Annotated in this window: 14 protein-coding genes; 7 read left to right on the plus strand and 7 right to left on the minus strand. The window is 60.3% G+C overall.

Features of this window, described 5'->3' with window-relative positions; all coding sequences use genetic code 11:
* Positions 1–100: 100 nt before the first annotated feature.
* Both RMO15_RS03790 and RMO15_RS03795 read left to right on the plus strand, forming a co-directional pair.
* Positions 101–2,710, plus strand: a complete 2,610-nt coding sequence (locus RMO15_RS03790; RefSeq protein ID WP_309708000.1) for a CHAT domain-containing tetratricopeptide repeat protein — start codon at positions 101–103, stop codon at positions 2,708–2,710.
* 40 nt (positions 2,711–2,750) lie between these two features.
* Positions 2,751–3,062, plus strand: coding sequence for a hypothetical protein (locus RMO15_RS03795; protein WP_309708001.1), 312 nt, complete (start codon positions 2,751–2,753; stop codon positions 3,060–3,062).
* Between the two features lie 167 nt (positions 3,063–3,229).
* On the opposite strand, the gene RMO15_RS03800 is transcribed toward RMO15_RS03795, so the two are convergent.
* Positions 3,230–3,805, minus strand: a complete 576-nt coding sequence (locus RMO15_RS03800; RefSeq protein ID WP_309708004.1) for a TIGR00730 family Rossman fold protein — start codon at positions 3,803–3,805, stop codon at positions 3,230–3,232.
* Between the two features lie 35 nt (positions 3,806–3,840).
* Here RMO15_RS03800 and RMO15_RS03805 point away from each other — a divergent pair, with 35 nt between their 5' ends.
* A complete protein-coding gene (locus RMO15_RS03805; RefSeq protein ID WP_309708006.1) occupies positions 3,841–4,329 on the plus strand; it encodes a hypothetical protein in 489 nt (162 codons plus the stop codon).
* A gap of 2 nt (positions 4,330–4,331) precedes the next feature.
* Here RMO15_RS03805 and RMO15_RS03810 read toward each other — a convergent pair whose 3' ends face one another.
* Together RMO15_RS03810 and RMO15_RS03815 are read right to left on the minus strand one after the other, a co-directional pair.
* Positions 4,332–4,985, minus strand: coding sequence for an SGNH/GDSL hydrolase family protein (locus RMO15_RS03810; protein ID WP_309708009.1), 654 nt, complete (start codon positions 4,983–4,985; stop codon positions 4,332–4,334).
* A 1-nt stretch (position 4,986) separates the two neighbouring features.
* On the minus strand, positions 4,987–5,976 hold the full coding sequence (locus RMO15_RS03815) for a glycine-rich protein (protein WP_309708011.1): 990 nt from the start codon (positions 5,974–5,976) through the stop codon (positions 4,987–4,989).
* Between the two features lie 148 nt (positions 5,977–6,124).
* Between RMO15_RS03815 and RMO15_RS03820 the strand changes: the two genes are divergently transcribed.
* The 4 genes from RMO15_RS03820 (at position 6,125) to RMO15_RS03835 (ending at position 12,280) form a co-directional block, all read left to right on the plus strand.
* Entirely contained in the window at positions 6,125–8,350 is a 2,226-nt protein-coding gene (locus RMO15_RS03820; protein WP_309708014.1) for an alpha-L-arabinofuranosidase C-terminal domain-containing protein, read from the plus strand.
* Between the two features lie 22 nt (positions 8,351–8,372).
* A complete protein-coding gene (locus tag RMO15_RS03825) occupies positions 8,373–9,632 on the plus strand; it encodes a hypothetical protein (protein WP_309708017.1) in 1,260 nt (419 codons plus the stop codon).
* Positions 9,633–9,766: 134 nt separating this feature from the next.
* Positions 9,767–10,843, plus strand: coding sequence for a Gfo/Idh/MocA family oxidoreductase (locus RMO15_RS03830; protein WP_309708019.1), 1,077 nt, complete (start codon positions 9,767–9,769; stop codon positions 10,841–10,843).
* Between the two features lie 132 nt (positions 10,844–10,975).
* Positions 10,976–12,280, plus strand: coding sequence for a PHP domain-containing protein (locus tag RMO15_RS03835; RefSeq protein WP_309708022.1), 1,305 nt, complete (start codon positions 10,976–10,978; stop codon positions 12,278–12,280).
* A gap of 37 nt (positions 12,281–12,317) precedes the next feature.
* On the opposite strand, the gene rsmI is transcribed toward RMO15_RS03835, so the two are convergent.
* Genes rsmI through RMO15_RS03855 form a run of 4 tightly spaced genes read right to left on the minus strand, consistent with a single transcriptional unit; the run spans position 12,318 to position 17,611 of the window.
* Entirely contained in the window at positions 12,318–13,151 is an 834-nt protein-coding gene (gene rsmI, locus RMO15_RS03840; RefSeq protein WP_309708023.1) for a 16S rRNA (cytidine(1402)-2'-O)-methyltransferase, read from the minus strand.
* Positions 13,148–14,665 (minus strand): peptidylprolyl isomerase, encoded by a 1,518-nt coding sequence (locus tag RMO15_RS03845; RefSeq protein WP_309708026.1) that lies wholly within the window; start codon positions 14,663–14,665, stop codon positions 13,148–13,150. Before RMO15_RS03845 ends, rsmI begins: the two co-directional genes overlap by 4 nt.
* Before the next feature lie 5 nt (positions 14,666–14,670).
* Positions 14,671–15,510: a sugar phosphate isomerase/epimerase family protein gene (locus tag RMO15_RS03850; RefSeq protein WP_309708029.1), complete on the minus strand. Its 840-nt coding sequence runs from the start codon at positions 15,508–15,510 to the stop codon at positions 14,671–14,673.
* Positions 15,511–15,535: 25 nt separating this feature from the next.
* A complete protein-coding gene (locus RMO15_RS03855; protein WP_309708031.1) occupies positions 15,536–17,611 on the minus strand; it encodes a tetratricopeptide repeat protein in 2,076 nt (691 codons plus the stop codon).
* Positions 17,612–17,654 lie beyond the last annotated feature (43 nt).

Here is a 17,654-nt window from a genome sequence, read left to right on the forward strand (position 1 = left end):
TGGTATGTCTTGGAAGTGCTCTATGAGAGAATATCGCGTTGTTTTCGGGGTATCCGTGGCTTCCATCAATGGGGTGAGGCCCTCCTGAGCCAAGTGCATTTTGGCTCAGAATACCTCGGATTTTATATGCAATCGCCCTTGTGCTTTCGACGATGCCGGGTTTCATGCCATCAATGTAGGAGAGATCAACCAAGCACAGACGTGTCTAGATCAGTCCAATCGTCTTTGGAGAGAGCTTAACAATCTCAGTGCGCTTGCAGCATCTATCGAGCTTCGTTGCTTTCTGTATCGAAAAACCAACCAGATAGCCAAGGCGCTGGAGGCATCTCTGGAAACCTTGGTTTTGCATCAAAAACTTGGTGAACTCCAAAAAGAATTGGTGGATTATTACAATATTGCCTTGCTCTATGAGGAGCTAAGGGAGCCTGAAAAGGCAGTTGGCTATCTTCAGGAAGGTCTGCGCCGGGGGAGCATACAAAGCGATCTTATCATTGGGCATCTGTTGATGGAGCTAAGCCGTATCTACAGCAACCTAGGCAATCATGCGCTGGCTCTCGACTACATTCAGCAGTCACTGAGAGACTATGAAAAGATCAGTGACAGGGGAAAACAGATCTCTCTCTTGTGCATACAGGCCTCGATTTTAACGGCAATGGGCCAGCCCAAACAAGCCTTGGCCACGCTTCAGCGGGCGCTCCAGCTCTCCCAAGCCATGAAGAGTCCGAAGCTTGAAGCGGATACGATGTGGCAGCTCGGGGCGCTCTACCAGAATCTTCAGCAGCCCGAGGTCGCGCGGGAGTGGTACCAGAGATCCCTGAAGATGCGACGCGAGACCGGAGATAGCGAGCGCGAGATCTACAGCCTGCTTGCCCTTGCTGGGGTCTCGCTTCAAAAGCCTGCTATCGCACGAGGCTATCTCTTGCAGGCAATCGGCCTGTATCGCAACCTTGCGGATCGTCTCGGCGAGGCACACTCGCTGGCACAGCTCGGTGATCTTGAGCGAAGCATGGGGCAGCGAGCAAAAGCAGAGGGTCTCTACAAACAAGCCATCGTTCTCTCTGAGCAGCTTCGCAACGACGCTGGCAGTGGAATCTCGGGGCAGAGGACTCTCTTTGACCAGCTCCAGAATCCCTACATCGGCTACCTGAGCCTTCTGACAGAGCAGGGGCGGGCTGCCGAGGCTTTCACGCTGGTTCAGAAGACCAAGGCGCGCGGGCTGCTCGATCTCATGGCCGGTGGCAAGATCGACCTGAACCGCCAGCTCACCGAGACCGAGCGAGAGGAAGAACAGCGGCGACGGCAAAAGTCTGACGCACTCTCGGCGGCCATGGTTCGCGAGGCGACACTCAACCAGTCAGGGAGCAAGAAACGCTTCGAGACAATAAAACTAGAATTAGCCAAGGCAGAGCGGGAGCTGGTGCTCTTCCAAGATACCCTCTACGTCAAACACGCCGGACTCGGACAGCGCCGCGGGGCGACCACGGTAAACTTGGCGCAGGTGGCAAAGACACTGCCCGCCAATGCAGCCCTGCTGGAGTTTGCACCACTTGACGATGGGCGTCTGGTGCTCTTTGTCGTGACACGTAGCGCGGGAGGCAAAGCAGAGGTTACTGCAGTACGCCCAGCCATCTCTCAAAAGACGCTTACGGGACACATTGCCGCACTTCATGCCGCCTGCACCACCCCTAAGAAGCCGTGGCAAGGCGAGGCCAAGTGGCTCTATCAGACACTTATTGCTCCCATCGAGGCACGGCTTCGGGGCAAGAGCCAACTCATTATCTGCCCAGATCGCGCTCTCTGGGATGTCCCCTTCGCGGTGCTGACCAACAAGACAGGCACGCCGCTTCTAGAGCGCTTCGCTCTCTCGTACGCGAACTCTGCCACCACCTGGCACGCCGCTCAGACCGCACCACGCACGCCCCGTGCTTCCCCAAAGCTCCTCGTGGTTGCCAACCCGCAGTTCGATGCCGAGAAGCGCTTTGAGAGCGGGCCGGTTGTCCCCGGCCAGCGTCCGATTACCGTGCCAGATAGACCGATAACTGTCCCTGACCGCCCTATCACCGTTCCCGACAGGCCCATTACCGTGCCAGATAGGCCGCTTACGGTGCCGGATCGTGACCTCTACGTGCCGCGTGGGACGCGGCTGGTGGACTTGCCCGGAACCCAGCGTGAGGCCGATGCTCTCGCCAAGCGCTTTCCCAGCACAACAGTCTACACCCGTGGCAAGGCGCAAGAGAGTACGGTCAAGCAGAGCGCCAGCCAGTTCCAGAGGATTCATCTTGCCTCACATGCCTTTGTCAACGATGCCGCCCCACTCCTCTCGTCGGTGGTGCTGGCAAACCCAACCCCTGGCAGTGGTGATGATGGCTTTCTCACCGCACGGGAGATCTTCGACTTGGACTTATCGGGCGTCGAGCTGGTGGTGCTCTCAGCGTGCAATACAGCACGCGGTGCAAAACAAGGCGGGGAGGGTGTGATGGGGCTGACCTGGGCGCTCTTTGCGGCGGGCTGTCCCACACAAGTGCTCTCCCAGTGGGCGGTGGACGACTCCAGCACCGCGACTCTGATGACCTATTTCTACGAGGGCCTCGCCAAAGGGAAGGGCAAGAGTGCTGCACTAAGACAGGCCGCGCTCTCGGTGCGCACGAGCGGAAAGTATGCCCACCCTTACTACTGGGCACCCTTTGTGCTGATTGGCGACCCACGCTAAAGGAGGCTTTGCCCTACCAAGCCAAGGAATCTGTGCCTCCATGACGATTGATACCCCTCAGACCTGCCGACTCTGCGACGGGACTTTTACGATTCGGGCGCTTCTTGAGGCGGCAAGCCAGCACTGGAGCGCACTCAATGTGATGATATCGACGTCCCCCTGTTGTAAGAAACAAGAGGAGCTGGAGATCCAGACGAACAAAGTGATCCGTGGCTATGTCTACGCCGCGGGTGCGCCGCACTTCTGCGGCATGGAAGAGTACGATGCCCCTGGGCTAGCTCTGGAGCGCCGTGAGGGGCGTGTCTGGCTGCTTTGGGAGGGCACGGAGCGCTTGCTGGAGTCGATTGGCTAGCCCAGCCGCCCCTTGAGGAGAGCCGCGACGTCGTCGATGAGCTCTTTGCAGCGCGGGTCGGTGAGCGGGGCGTCTTTGCTCTCGACCTTCAGGTGCTTCACATCACCGGGCGCGCTCCGCTTGCCGGTGCGGAACACGGCGGGCTTGCCTTTGTCGTAGTAGAGCCGTTATACCTGCTCCCACTTGTCGTCGTGCTGGCCTTGGTGGGTGGCGATTAAGTTCAGAAGTGGCTCCAGCTCAGAGTCCACGAGCGGCAGCTCCCGGTGGTGGGGTCGTAGCAGGCCCTCGCTTGCCATGTGGTCGAGGAAGGTGAAAAGTCCGTTGTAGAAGCCCGCGACATTGTAGAACGCACAGGGCTTGGTGTGGATGTTGATCTGCGCCCAAGTGAGCACCTCGAACATCTCATCCAGCGTCCCAAAGCCGCCAGGGAGCGCGATAAAGCCATCAGCGAGCGCGGCCATCTTCGCCTTGCGCTCGTGCATGGAGCTGACAATGTGTAGCTCCGTGATGCCCGTGTGGGCCAGCTCGCGGTCTTCCATAAAATCCGGAAGCACCCCGATCACGTTTCCGCCCGCCGCCAGAGTCGCATCGGCTACGGCTCCCATCAGCCCGCAGCTCGCCCCGCCGTAGACCAGGCTCCAGCCCCGCGCCGCTAGCGCTGTGCCAAGCGCATGGGCCGCCTCGAAGTACACCGGCTTGGCCTTCGACGACGACCCACAGTATACACAGATTGCCTTGCTCATCCCTCACCAGTATACCGACTACGGTAAAATAGGACATGCAGCAGCAGAAGTTGGGGGAGACACGCTGGTGGAAGACGGACACACAGACCCGCAGCTTCCGTTTCTCGTTTCTGTGGTTGTTTGCTTTCTGTCTGGGCACGACCGCGCTTCTGGTGGTCTATGGCCTGCTCAGCGGCATCCCGCAAGGGGTGTTTTGGCCGATCTTTTGGGGGTGCTTGCTCTGGTTTGCCCTCTTCTCGGTGCTTCTGGTGGGAGCCTTCCCGGTGAAGGTGAGCGAGAGCGGGCTCCAGGGGCAGAACTGCTGGGGAGGAGCCTGCCGGTTCTGCTGGGACGAGCTGGAGCGGGTGAGCAAGTTCAACTTCCTGGGGCTGCGCTTCCTGCGGATTACAGCCAGACAGGGCGGCTTGGCGATGCACCTGCCGGTCTTTCTCCGCGACAGCCGGGGCTTCTGGGAGCAGGTCGTGCGCTTCGCGCCCGAGGACAACCCACTCCGAGCATTTGCGACCCGCACTCCCAGAGAGTAGTCCTACTTAGCCTTCCGCACCGCCTCGACCCAGGCATCGGCAAGGAGCTGGTGGCCGGAGTAGGTAGGGTGGATGCCGTCCCAGATCCAGTAGTCGGCGGGAGCGCGCTTGCAGGCATCGGTGAAGACCTTCTGGCAGGGAACCAGCACCGCGCTGTGTTTCTTCGCCAGCCGCGCCGTAATTTTCCGTCGCTCCGTCAGCTCAGCAACCCACGCCTCGCCGCGCTCTAGAGTGTGCCCAACGGGTAGGCAGAACGGCTCTAGGAGCACAAAGCGGACGCTGGTATTGGCTGTTTTTGTCTCGGTGAGGAGCTTATCATAGGTAGGCTCGAAGATCTCTAGCGGCGCACGGCCCGTGTCGTTGACGCCAATTAAGATGCTCAGTAAGTCGGGCTTAAGCTCCAGCGTGTCGCGTTGCCAGCGGGCCTCCAAATCCGTCACTTTATTGCCACTAATGCCCCGGTTCAGAAAGACCAGCTTGCGCTCCGAAAAGGCCGCGCCGTGCTTGGCCGCGATAATAAAGGCGTAGCCGTGGCCCAAGATATGGTTCGGGTCGGCGCTCCGGCCCCGGTTGCCATCAGTGATGGAGTCGCCCTGGAAGAGGATGCGGGAGTCGGGTGTGAAGGCCGCGAGCGGCTCGGTGCGCTGTTGGATCATGCTATGGCCCCAGGTACGAGATCACAATCAGGCCGTTGCCGCCATTAGTGCTCTTGGTTCCGCCTACCCCGACTCCCGCAACATAGTCTGAGTCGGTGCTGCCACCGGGAAGTGCGCCGGTTGCGTTGGTCAGGTTCCCCGAGGCCCCTGCCGCGCTGCCCGTGGATGTGGTGAGATTGGTTGTCAGTGAGGAGCCACCGCCACCACCGCCACCGTTAAAGCCGTTTCCACTGCCACTGCCCCCACCCCAGTAACCGCCGCCACCGCCGCCGCTCGTGCCATCGCCGCCTTCGAACTGGGTTCCGGAGGTACCGACGAAGCCACCTATGCCATTGACACCACCCGTGGTTTGCGTGCCACCGCCGCCACCGCCGAAGCTTCCAGTCGCGCTCCCAGCGATACCAGAGGTAAGGCCACCGCCGCCGCCACGGGGGCCACCGCCACCGCCTGCAGCCGTTACGCGCTCATCGGTCACCACGGTCAGCTTCGTGCTCAGACGGATCGCGGACCGCCCGCCACCCCCGCTGTAGCCCGCACCTCCGCCGCCAAACCCACCGCCGCCGTTCACACCGCTACTCGTGTTGCCCCCCCCGACAACAATCGTGAGGGTGCTCAGTGGCGTGACCGCAAGGCTCCCCGTGACAAAAGCCCCCGCGCCCCCAGCGTAGCCGCCGCCTGCGCCCCAGAGCTTCACCGTAATCGAGGTGACACCGGCGGGCACGACAAAGCTCTGGTTGCTCCCGGTATAGCTGAAGACTTTCTTGATCGTCGGACGCGGTGTCGGAGTGGGCGATGCGGCGGGTCTGGGAGTGGCGGTGGGGACAGGAGAGGGTGTTGGAGTAGGGCCTGTGCCGGGCGTCGGTGTCGGTTCGGAAGCATTCCCACTGCTCCCACAGCCTTGCAAGATGCCCAGTGCACTTGTCACCGAGAGCGCCAGTGCGATCAGAAAGCCACCTCGCGTGAGAGGCCGAGGAGTTGTAGGGGTTTCCATCTTGACATTCTACCCTTAATCGTTGCCGCCCACTGAAGTAGGCGTCTCAGGGCCGTCGGCCACAAAGTCGCTCCGCGACTAAACTCGGTTCATCGCTAAAAAGGCTCTATGGTAAGCATTCTTTAGAAAGTCAGATTATACTAGAGGCATGCAACCTGACTTGACTCTTACCGTGGACGGCGCACGTCCCGGCCCTCGTCTCTCTCCGCTCTTACATGGGATTTTCTTTGAGGAGATCAACCACGCAGGCGACGGCGGCCTCTACCCTGAGAAGCTACGCAATCGGAACTTTGCCGAGGGCACAAAGTACTGGGAGGCGTTCGGGGGTGCGAAAGTGAGCACGGAAAGTGGGGCGCTGATACTCACCGGCTCGGGTGGGGTTCGCACCGAAGGCTACTGGGGCATTGGCATTGAGCGCGGCAAGAAGCTGGTGCTCTCTCTTGAGGCAAGCACCCCGGTTGTCGCGACTCTGGTAACAACAAGCGGTGCGGTACTGGCGAAGGCGACACTCAAAGCAGGCAAGAGTAGCGCCACACTAAACCCCAGCGCCGCGTGTCCTGATGCTCGTCTGGAGCTGCGGCCCGTCGCGTTTCCCACCGTTCTCAAGACCCCCTCTCTGATGCCCACGGACACGCACGGCCAGGCCAAGCTACGCAAAGACTTGGCGGGTTTAGTGGCAGGGATGAAGCCCAGCTTTGTGCGCTTCCCTGGTGGCTGCTATGTCGAAGGCGACCGTATCGGAGATCGGTTTATCTGGAAAACATCGCTCGGTGAGGTGAACCAGCGCGGCGGCACCCAGTGTATCTGGGGCTACAAGGCTACCAACGGCCTCGGCTTTCATGAGTATCTTTTGTGGTGCGATGATCTCAAGGCCGAGCCGCTCTTTGTGATCAACTGCGGCATGAGCCACAAAGATGTCACGCCACTGAGCGAGATGGACGCCGTGATCCAAGACGCAATGGACGCGCTAGAGTACGCCAATGGCGACCCACGCACGACCAAGTGGGGCGCAGAGCGGGCAAAAAACGGTCACCCCAAGCCGTTCGGGCTAAAGCTTATCGAGATCGGCAATGAGAACGGCGGCCCGCGCTACAACGAGCGCTATAAATTGCTCTTTGATGCGATTAAAGTAAAACATCCGTATGTGCGCACGATTGCCAACGACTGGGGAGGACTGCCAACATCTGCGCCTATAGAAATCGTGGACGAGCACTACTACAACAACCCGCAGTTCTTCTTTGAGCAGGCCAACCGCTACGATAGCTACGATAGAAGCAAGCATAAAGTCTACGTGGGCGAGTACGCGGTGACGCAGGGCTGTGGGGAGGGAAATCTCATCGCAGCGCTGGGCGAGGCCGCGTTTATCACCGGCATGGAGCGCAACTCGGATGTAGTGGTCATGGCCAGCTATGCCCCGCTCTTTGTCAATGCGAACAACCGCGCTTGGAACCCTGATGCCATTGTCTTCAACGCCAGCCAGGCATTTGGCACACCTTCGTACTGGGTGCAGCAGCTCTTCTCCACCAACCGCGGCGACATCGTGCTCCCGACAGCCCTCACCCAACCTATCGTTCGCGAGACAGCCTCCACAGAAACCCGTGGCGGCGTGGGAGTGGGCACCTGGCTCACCGATGCGGAGTACAAAGACATTGCGGTGGATGGCACGCCCGTCAGCCTCACCCCCGAGAAGGGAAGCTGGGTAAAAACCGATGGTGGTGGCCTACGCCAGACCAATGCTAAAGGCGAGGACTTCCGTGCCACGGGCGGCGACCCGAACGCGAGCAACTACACACTCACGCTCAAGGCCAAGAAAAACGGCGGCGATGAGGGCTTTCTGGTGATGTTCTACAACCGGAGCGCCGGAGACTTCCTCTGGTGGAACTTAGGCGGCTGGGGCAACACCCGCCATGAGATCGAGCGCTCGGTGGGCGGTGGCAAGAGTCCTCTTCTGCGGCCTCAAGTACAGGGCAAGATCGAGACGGGTCGCTGGTACGATATCAAGATCGAGTGCCAAGGCACACGTATCAAGTGTTATTTAGATGGCGAGCTCCTGCACGATGTCACGCTCCCACCGCCGCCGTCTAATGTCCACGCCGTGAGCACCCGCGACGAGAAGACCGGCGATGTCTTAGTGAAGCTCGTCAATGGTGGCAAGAGCGCCCGAGTGGCCGCAATCACGCTGAAGAATGTCGGTAAGCTCACCGGCCAGGGAACCGCGACCGTGTTAACAGGCAGTGGCCCCAACGAAGAGAACTCCTTCGCACAGCCCAATAAGATTGTCCCCGTCACCAAGCCGCTTAGTGGCGTCTCCGAGAGCTTCACCTACCCCGCGCCCGCCTACTCCGTGAGTATTCTCAGGCTCAAAACCCGGTAAAATGCTCCAGGAGGGTTTTCCGATGAGAAAGCCGCTTGGAAATTTAACGATCGCCGTCGCTCTCGTCGGGGCCATGTCCGCGCAAGCACATGGCCCTGGCCCGGAGTACGTTCCCATCGCCCGCCTGATCCAGAACCTAAATAACGCGATTCAGAAGAACCCCAAAGACACGGAGAGCTACTATCTGCTGGGACGCGTGCACTACTTCGCCTTCATGGCCCCGCCCAAAGACACCTCGACCAAACCTGAGACCCTTCGTGTCCATCAGTTCTCAGGGGGTTTCTCTTTTGCCAGCAACTCCGGCAGCGACGATCCTGGTAAGAGCAAGGCTCCCGGCCCGAGGGGCTACACGCGTACACCCAAGCAACAGATCGTCCATGTGCGGGCCGCCGTGACCAGGCTTCAGCAAGGACTGCGCCTACGCGGAGATAAAGTCTGGAGCTTCGGGAGTGAGCCCGGTCTCTACGAGTTGTGCCTGGCCTGTGCTCTGGAAGAGGGCGCAAAGTATGCTCCCAAGGTCGGGCCGCTTCCTGGACTGAGTGCGACAGCGACAGCCTGGCGCGATGCGGCGATCCAGAACTACTGGCTCGCTTATGAGCGCACAGAAGCCAGTGACTTGAAAGAACAAACTCGGTCTACGGGAAAGCTGGTTGCTGAGGAGGCGGGTGAGGCCTACATTCGCTTGATCAAGCAACGCGGGAGACTGTCTGCAACAGAGATTTTCCGTATGGGACGCATCACCATAGCCGTGAAGAAAATGCAAAGTATCCTCACGTATGTCACCCCCGTAATCTTCTCCCTGAAACCACAAGCCACATTTTCAAATATGGTCGCCCCTCACCAACAGGTGCGCTTCAATCTCGATGGCACCGGGCGACGACAGCAGCTTTCGTGGGTGAGTCCTGAGACGGCGATTCTGTGCTGGGATCCGGCGGGGACGGGGAAGATCACGTCGGGCAAGCAGCTCTTTGGCTCGGTGACCTGGTGGATGTTCTGGCGAGATGGCTACGCGGCGATGGCGGCGCTCGACGACAATCACGACGGCTGGCTGACGGGGCGCGAGCTTTCGGGGTTGGCGCTCTGGTTCGATAGAAATCAAAACGGCGTGAGCAATCCCGGCGAGGTGGTTCCGATTGCACAAACGCCCGTAGCGGGCCTGGCAACAACGGCCACCAGCGAGGAGTCAGGCTCGCCGCGCAACGCCGCGGGGCTACGCATGCGCGATGGCAGCACGCTTCCCACCTGGGACTGGATCGCCACGGTGAAATCCGATGGCACCTGAACTCTCCAACCGATTGGGGGTGTCTTGGAAAGTTTGTTTTCTGGGTAGCCAAGCGATTTTTTTCTGGGTACCATAGACGATAACCTGCGTGGCGTTGCCGTCGCGTGGAAACACAGATAAATCGGGGAGAATCTATGTCCACTACCAAAGTTGGAATCATCGGCTGCGGCGGGATCGCCAATGGCAAGCACATGCCTAGCCTCAAGACGGTGCCGGGTGTTGAGATGGTCGCGTTCTGCGACATCGTGGGGGAGAAGGCGGAGAAAGCCGCCAAAGAGTATGGTGCGGCAGGTGCTAAGACCTACACCAGCTACACGGAGCTGATCAATGCGGGCGGCCTGGATGCCGTGCATGTCTGCACGCCCAATAGCTCGCACCATGAGATCGCAATCGCGGCGCTGGAGTCCGGCCTGAACGTGATGTGCGAGAAGCCCATGGCCAAGACTGCCGATGGTGCTCGCGCAATGGTGGCGGCGGCGAAAAAATCCGGCAAGCTGCTCACCATTGGCTACCAGTCCCGCTACCGCGCCGACAGCCAGGCCCTCAAGCAGCGCATTGATGCCGGTGAGCTGGGCGAGATCTACATGGCCAAAGCCCACGCGGTTCGTCGCCGTGCCGTCCCAACCTGGGGCGTCTTTTTGGACGAAGAGAAGCAGGGCGGCGGCCCGCTGATTGATATCGGCACCCACGCACTCGACCTCACGCTCTGGCTGATGGGCAACTACGAAGTGGCCAGCGTCACCGGCTCGGTCTTCCGCAAGCTGGCCGACCGACCGAACTCCGCCAACGCGTGGGGGCCGTGGGATCCCAAGGAGTACACGGTCGAGGACAGTGCGTTTGGCTTTATCAAGCTCAAGAACGGCGCGACCATCTACCTGGAGTCCAGCTGGGCGCTCAATGTCCGCGAGGCGGGCGAGGCCAAGTGTACCCTCTTTGGCACCGAGGCGGGCTCGGACATGAACGGCGGACTCTGGATCAACGGCGAGCACAACTCGCGCCTCTACGATACCAAAGTCCAGACCGAGGCAGGCGGCGTCGCGTTCTACGACGGCGCCTCGTCCAAGGCCGAGGATGTCGAGGCCCGTGTCTGGATTGAGGCGGTTCGCGGCAACGGCAAGCTGATCGTCACCCCCGAGCAAGCCTGCGTTGTTTCTGAGGTTCTGGAAGCGATCTACAAGTCCAGCGAGACCGGCCAGACGGTGACGTTCTAATTTCTACGCACGGACGGTAAACGTCCGGCTAGGGGGCGCTCCGCGCCGCGCCTTCGGCGGAATTTCCGAGCGGAGCGAGGCGGCCAAAGGCCCTCTAGCCGGACGTTTTATCGTCACGGTTTTGTGTCGTTTATGGCATCTTCTCTTCGTACTAAGTTCCGAATCGCCACCACCGTGCTGGGTGCACGCGGGTTCTGGGACGCGCTCGCCGGGCGAGTGCTCTGGCAACCAGTCCTTAACCCTCTTCCCAGCGAGGAACGAGCGACGGGGGAAGAGGGTCGGCGAAGCCGGGGAGATGGCTCTCAACGCCTCCGCGGCGCCCTCCATGTCCACACCTGCACCTACTCCGACGGCGCGGGCACCATTGAAGAAGTCATGGACGCCGCAAAGGCCGCAGGCGTGGACTTTGTGCTCCTCACCGACCACAACACCATGCGCCCCAAAACCGATGGCCTGGAGGAGCGCTACGCGGGACAGACGCCATTTCTGATCGTCGGCGATGAGATCACGGTGAAGGGCGGGGCGTTTCTCCTCGCACTAGACATGCCCGCTGACTTTGAGTTCGCGCCGGGACAAGACCCACAAGTCGCCATCGACGCGATTCTGGCCGCCGGGGGCCTGCCGCTGGTCTCCCTCCCCGATGACATGAAGCACCCGTGGGATGCCTGGGACGCCACGGGCTGTGCGGGGCTGGAGGCGCTGAATCTCTCGACCGTCGCGCGGGAGCACATCAACCTGCTCTCGCTCGCGTGGCTCCTGCCGCTCTGGAAGCTCAAGGGCGAGCTGGCGGTCTTACGTGCGATCTGCACCCGCCCCGACGCATCTCTGGCGAGCTGGGATCGCTTGCTGGCGCAGGGCAAGAAGCAGATCGGCCTCGGTGCGCTTGATGCCCACGCGCTGATGAAGATCGGCAAGAAGAAGCACCCGATCCCCAGCTACGAAAACTCCTTCCGCGCCGTCACCACACATGTTCTTACCCTCTCTCCCCCCTTCCCCCTCTCTCCCGATAACGGGAAGAGAGAGGGGGAGCAGATTCGTGCGGTGCACGAGGCCATCCGCGCCGGACACTGCTACTTCGCCTACGACTGCCTCGGGGAAATAGGCCTAGACTTCTCCGCCAGTCCCCCCCCTCTCTCCCACCCGAAGGGCTTGTTATTGGGAGAGAGGGGGAAGGGGGGAGAGAGGGCCATCCTAGGCGACGATGCCCCACTAGGCTCGACGCTGACCGCCACCGGGCCGAAGACAGCGCTCCTGCGGCTCTACAGGGCCGGAGAGGGCATTGTGGCGGCAGGCAAAGGGAGCCTGAGCTATGTTGCCGACAAGCCCGGCGCGTACCGGATCGAAGCCTACCTCGTCGGGGCACAGCGCGGGCCGCTCTTTGTCGGGGCGCGTCCGTGGGCCTTCACCAACCCAATCTACGTCATTCCCCTTTCCTAGTGAGGGACGAACGCCCGGGAGAGGGGCAGGGGAGAGGTTAAGGAGTTTTTAGCTCTAGCACGCGCTGATAGAGGGCATTCTTAGCCAGCCCGGTGGCGGCTGCGACGCTTCGGGCGGCGTCTTTGGGGGAGCTGCCGTCGGCGAGGGCTTTGAGGAGTAGAGCATCCGGGTTGGGGGCTTCTTCGGGCTGCGGCGTCGCACCGCCCACCACGATCACACACTCGCCACGCGGCGGCGTCTCTTGAAAGTGGGTAATGATCTCGGCGAGGGAGCCGCGCACGTGCTCCTCGAACTTCTTGGTGAGTTCTCGGCCCACGGAGGCGGGGCGGTCGTCGCCACACGCACTTGCCAGCGCTTTGAGTGTCTCGATCAGGCGGGGCGGGGCTTCAAAGAGAACCGTCGTGCGCTCTTCGCGAGCGAGTTGTTTGACACGCTCACGAAAGTCCGGCTTGGTGCGCGGCAGAAACCCCTCGAAGACAAAGCGGCCCGTGGGAAGCCCCGAACCAATCAGAGCACAGAGCGGGGCGCTGGCTCCGGGGATGGGGTCAATACGAATTCCGGCGGCAGCCACCTCGGCGACGAGCTCTGCACCGGGGTCGGAGATGCAGGGCGTGCCCGCGTCCGAGACTACGGCCACGGACTCTCCCGCGAGCAGGCGGCTTACGAGAGCGTCTTGACGGCCTGCTGAAGAATGGGCATGGTAGGAAATCAGCGGGGTGTGGATGTCAAAGTGCGCTAGGAGCTTACGGGTGACCCGCGTGTCCTCCGCTGCAATAACATCCACCTCACGCAGGAGCCGAAGTGCGCGAGCCGTGATGTCCTCTAGGTTCCCAATCGGGGTAGCGATCAGATAGAGGACTCCGGCACTCACTTTTTCTCAGGCTCAGCGCCGGGAAGCTTGATCCCCCCGGACTTAGCGGCTTGCTCCTTGGCCATAAGCTGCTGCTGGCGCAGAGCGTACTCCTGGTTCTTCAGCATGGTGCGGGTTGCCGCCTCTTTATCGCCTGCTTTGGTATAGAGCTGGCTGAGCTGCATCCAGATCTGAGGCTCAGGAAGTGCTAGCTTCTCTGCGGCAGCAAGCTGCTTGATCGCTTCGGACTTGTTGGCTTTGTCTACGAGAAGCGTCGCCACGCGAATCCGGGTCTCGACTTTATCGTTGTTCTTAACCGCTTCTTCCAGAGCTGCAATGGCTTTCTCGGGCTGCTTGAGCGTCTCGAAAACCGTCGCTTTTCGCAGGAGCACCGTTCCTGTGGTATCGTCCTCTGGCTTGATCTTATCCAGCTCGGCTAGTGCCTGTGTCAGGAGCTTTTGATCCGGGTTCTTGCGGTCTTTGGAGCCATCCTGAACCAGTTTAGCGGCAAGCAGGCCGGGAGCGAGAAGATCGACTTTAATGCCAGGCGCCGCTGCATCCACGAGCTTGGTTATCTCGCCCTTGGCGGCCTCCTCGCGTTTTTCGGGGCTGGCCTGATCTATCGCATCCAGATGGATGATATGGAAGCCGTTGTAGCCCTGCCCCTTGGCACCAGCATGGCGCACTAGCGCAGGCGTAGTCTCTCCGACCTTGAGCTTCTCCACGGCGGCCTTGAACTCAGGAACCAGACCGGCAAGCTCTTCTTTTTTCCACTCGTAGAGCCCGCCCTTGTCTTTGGAGCCGGGATCGTCGCTACTGGCCTTGGCAATGTCGGCGAACTTGGTGGGGGTTGCCTTGACATCGGCGAGGAGTTTCTCGGCCTTAGTCTTAGCAGCAGCCTCTGTAGTGGCCTTGCCATCCCATTTAATCAAGATATGGCGCACTTTGTAGGTTTGCAGTGTCACTTTATCGGCTTGAAGCTTGGTGAGCTTATCGTTGTAGAGCTTGATCTTGACCGCCTCAGGCACAATAAGCTGCTGCTTGAGACTCTCGACACTCACCTCGGCTCCCTGCTTGGAAAGCTCGGCGGAGATCTCTTTGTCACTCGCTTTAGGATCAAGATTGAGCTGCTGAGCGATACTTGCTCGTCCCTGCTTATCCCAGACATCCTCAATGCCTTTTTTCAGCTCGTCATCGCTGACACTTAGCCCGGCTTTCTGGGCTGCCGCGACGAGGGCCTGTTGGGATTTGATTCCCTCAATGGCCTGGAGCCGGTAGCTATCGAGTGCTTCGGCGGGGGGCTTGGGCATGCCGAACATGGCAAACTGCTGTACTTGCTGGTCTACCAAACGATCCAACATGCGCTGGCTGACGTCCACACTACCGACTTTGGCGACACTGACTTCTGCCTGAGCGGCCTGACGAGCCCGCGAGGTCGCGGGGGTGCGCCCCATACTCATGAAGGTGCCTGCCAGCATACTGACAGCAATCACAATACTCACCGGGATCGCGAACTTCTGAATCCGCTGTTTCATTCCCATCAACGACATAGCTTGATCATTCCTTCCAGACAGGGCCGCGATGATGCCTCGGGGCCATCGGGGTGCTTGTAGTGTGTCTCTAGCGCAATCACGCCTGAGTAGCCACTGGTCTTTAGAGCCTCGAACTGCCCCGTGTAGTTAATATCGCCCTCGCCCACCACCACCCACTGCTGCTGGTTGCCTTCGAGCTGCTTAGCATCTTTGATATGGATATGAGCCGTGTAGGGCTTAGCGGCCTCCCAGCCATCGGGGAAGGGGAGCTCGCCTGCACAGAGGGCATTGCCCGGATCCCAGAGCATCTTGAGGGCGGGAGAGTTCAGCCGCGCCACCATGCGTGCAGTCTCCGCCCCCGTGCCTAGGTAGCAGGCGTGCTCATTCTCTAGGAGCAACGTGACGCCCGCCGCTTCTGCCACTTTACAAGCGGGCGCAAGTGCCTCCGCGATCTGATCCTCGATTTGTGGGGTGAGTGGCCCACGCTTCCAGAAGGCGAAGATACGGATGTAGGGAGCGTTAAAGCGCTTGGCCAGCGCGATACTCTTCTCCAGCAGAGGGAGCTGATCGGCCAGGGTGCGCTCCTGGGCATTGTGCGTAGCCCCGGTGGCCTCCTCCGCTCCTCCCAGAGCACACTTGTACAGAGGGGTATCAATACAGGGAACCGTAAAGCCCGCCGCCGCTAGATCCTGCTCGACACGCACGAGTAGCTCTTCATCGGCATCCACAATATACTTTCCGTAGACATTGCGCAGCTCCGCCTCCGTCAGGCCGTACTCGCGCATCACGGCGAGGGCGTGGGAGAGGTCCTGTGCAATCTCATCGGTAATCACAGAGAGACGTAACATGCTCTAAGTGTACGGCATTTTCGTCTTACTTGCCGGGGTCGTAGCCCAGCGCTTGTGCCTTCTCTAGGCACTGCTTGCTACGCGCTTCCTCGCCACGGGATGCATAGATCTGCCCTAGGACATACCAACACTGCCCCTCACCCTGGCGGTTTCCTAGCTCCTGGTAGAGTATCTGTGCCTGCTCCAGAAGCGAGATCGCCTTGTCAAACTGCGGCGGATCCATCGTACCGTAGGCACTAGAAAGTAGGTAGACGAGGCCCGCTTCTTGCACCTTGAGCTTCAGCTCTTTGACGAGGCTTATCGAGGACTCCAGCCAGGGAATTGCGATATCCAGCTTCTTTTTCTGGAGCGCGATCTGGCCCATGTCCGAGAGTGCCTGCGCCTCCGCAGATTTATTATTACTCTGGCGAAAGACCCCAAGCGCCGTATCTAGCTCCACACGGGCCGCCGCGAAGCTATCCTCAATCGCGAGGCACCGGGCAATCTGCACCTGGACACTAGCCGCTTCCACGGGCTTGTCTAGCTTCTGGTAGCGCCCCTGGCTACGTGTTAGGATGGCCCGCGCCTCCGGGAAGTTCTGCTCGCCCATGTAGGTGAAGCCGATACTGGTCTCGACTTGGGCACAGGGTAGAGGCTTGTTCAGGCGTGTGTAGAGCGCCAGCGCCTTCTGAAGGATCTCCCGCGCCTTTGGCTCCTGGTTCTGATCCGAGTAGGTCTTACCCAGCTGTGCCAGCGTCTCCGCCTCTTTTTCCGTCATGCCCGCGCTCTGCGCCAGAGGGAGTGCACGCTCGTAGTGAGCCGCTGTCTTATCGAGCTGCTGCTCTTGGTAGAAGAGTGCTGCCTCTCCCGTGAGAAGGTCTATTCGGCTCCCGTAGGAAGCCCCTTTTTCCGCGACGGCGAGCCCCTCAGCGTAGTCGGCATGTGCTGCTGGGAGCTGCTGGAGACTGACATGAATGCTGGCGCGAGTGGTGTAGACCCGAACCTGGTTTTCTATAGCATCAGCTCCCTGCCGCTTCTGCGCTAGTGCCAGTGCCTCACCGCACCGGGCCAGCGCCTCATCGTTTTTCTTTTCTGTAGTCGCGATCCCAGCACGCAGCAACAAAAAAGAGATCTCCTGCTGCCAGTACCCCTCGGCCTTACTTAGCTCGCCCCCCTGAGTCGCCACTTTTTGCGCCTCAGCAAGCTTTGTCTCCTGGTAGTAGCTATTGGCAAGCCAGTAGAGCACCTCCGCCTGCATGCGCTTGTTGTCCAGTGGCTCGGCAAGCACGAGTGCCTGGTTAAGATACGGGTAAGCATCGGCAGTCTTACCTTGGCTACCCGCCGCCGTGGCACGCAGCAGCAAAAAACGCGCTCGGTAGTAGGGGTCAGGGAGCTTCTCTAGGAGTCCCTTGGCCTGCTCTATATTGCGGAGCGCGGCGGGGTAGTCCTCCAAGCCCATAAAGCTATTCGCAACCCGGTAGAGTGCCAGTAGCTCTAGCCATCCATTGCTCAGCCCTCGCGCTTTTTCAAGAGCACTCAACCAGCTTTTCTGTGCCTGAGCCGTATTATTCAGGCTCTCACTGAGCCGCCCTTGCTCCAGCAAGCCGTAGATATCCCCCACGCCATCGCCACTTTTCTGCGTGAGTGCCAGCATCCGTGTGAGAGTCTTACCCGCCGTGAGCTTATCGCCGATATGGCCCTGCACCGCGGCCACAAATGCTAGGATACGCGCCTCTAGAAACGGCTCGGGAGCCTTGGTCAGTAGCGCCAGTCCCTCTTTCAAGAGCGCCAGAGCCGCTGGGTCTTCATCGTGGTAGTAGTGGTGGATACCCCGCTCCAGCAAGGCATCTGCCAGCGCCTGTGGCTCCGCGGAGCGCCGCGCCTGCGCGAGAGCCTCATCGGCCAGAGCGAGTCCTCGCTTCTCCGCACGACGGTAGCGCTGCACCCGCGCCAGCCCGATCTGTGCACGGATCTTAAGAGGAAGGCTGCCCGGCTTGCTTGCCTCTTGCTGCTGCTGTTGGTAGAGCTTTTGCGCAAGCTCTAAGTCATAGCGCTCCAGAGCCTGCTGTGCCTGCGTCAGGAGCTTGGCCTGCTGCAGTTGCCAAGATGACGTAATACCCATTGAAACGATCTCCTAAAAAAGATTATACGCCATCAGAGGGCCA

This window comes from Armatimonas sp. (assembly GCF_031410135.1).
Classification (GTDB): Bacteria; Armatimonadota; Armatimonadia; order Armatimonadales; family Armatimonadaceae; genus Armatimonas.

Coding starts and splice junctions, on each gene's coding strand:
- RMO15_RS03825 (WP_309708017.1), top strand. CDS start 8,373: ATGAGAAAGCCGCTTGGAAATTTAACGATCGCCGTCGCTCTCGTCGGG.
- RMO15_RS03810 (WP_309708009.1), bottom strand. CDS start 4,985: ATGATCCAACAGCGCACCGAGCCGCTCGCGGCCTTCACACCCGACTCC.
- RMO15_RS03805 (WP_309708006.1), top strand. CDS start 3,841: ATGCAGCAGCAGAAGTTGGGGGAGACACGCTGGTGGAAGACGGACACA.
- RMO15_RS03855 (WP_309708031.1), bottom strand. CDS start 17,611: ATGGGTATTACGTCATCTTGGCAACTGCAGCAGGCCAAGCTCCTGACG.
- RMO15_RS03800 (WP_309708004.1), bottom strand. CDS start 3,805: ATGAGCAAGGCAATCTGTGTATACTGTGGGTCGTCGTCGAAGGCCAAG.
- RMO15_RS03835 (WP_309708022.1), top strand. CDS start 10,976: ATGGCATCTTCTCTTCGTACTAAGTTCCGAATCGCCACCACCGTGCTG.
- RMO15_RS03845 (WP_309708026.1), bottom strand. CDS start 14,665: ATGAAACAGCGGATTCAGAAGTTCGCGATCCCGGTGAGTATTGTGATT.
- RMO15_RS03795 (WP_309708001.1), top strand. CDS start 2,751: ATGACGATTGATACCCCTCAGACCTGCCGACTCTGCGACGGGACTTTT.
- RMO15_RS03815 (WP_309708011.1), bottom strand. CDS start 5,976: ATGGAAACCCCTACAACTCCTCGGCCTCTCACGCGAGGTGGCTTTCTG.
- RMO15_RS03850 (WP_309708029.1), bottom strand. CDS start 15,510: ATGTTACGTCTCTCTGTGATTACCGATGAGATTGCACAGGACCTCTCC.
- RMO15_RS03820 (WP_309708014.1), top strand. CDS start 6,125: ATGCAACCTGACTTGACTCTTACCGTGGACGGCGCACGTCCCGGCCCT.
- RMO15_RS03830 (WP_309708019.1), top strand. CDS start 9,767: ATGTCCACTACCAAAGTTGGAATCATCGGCTGCGGCGGGATCGCCAAT.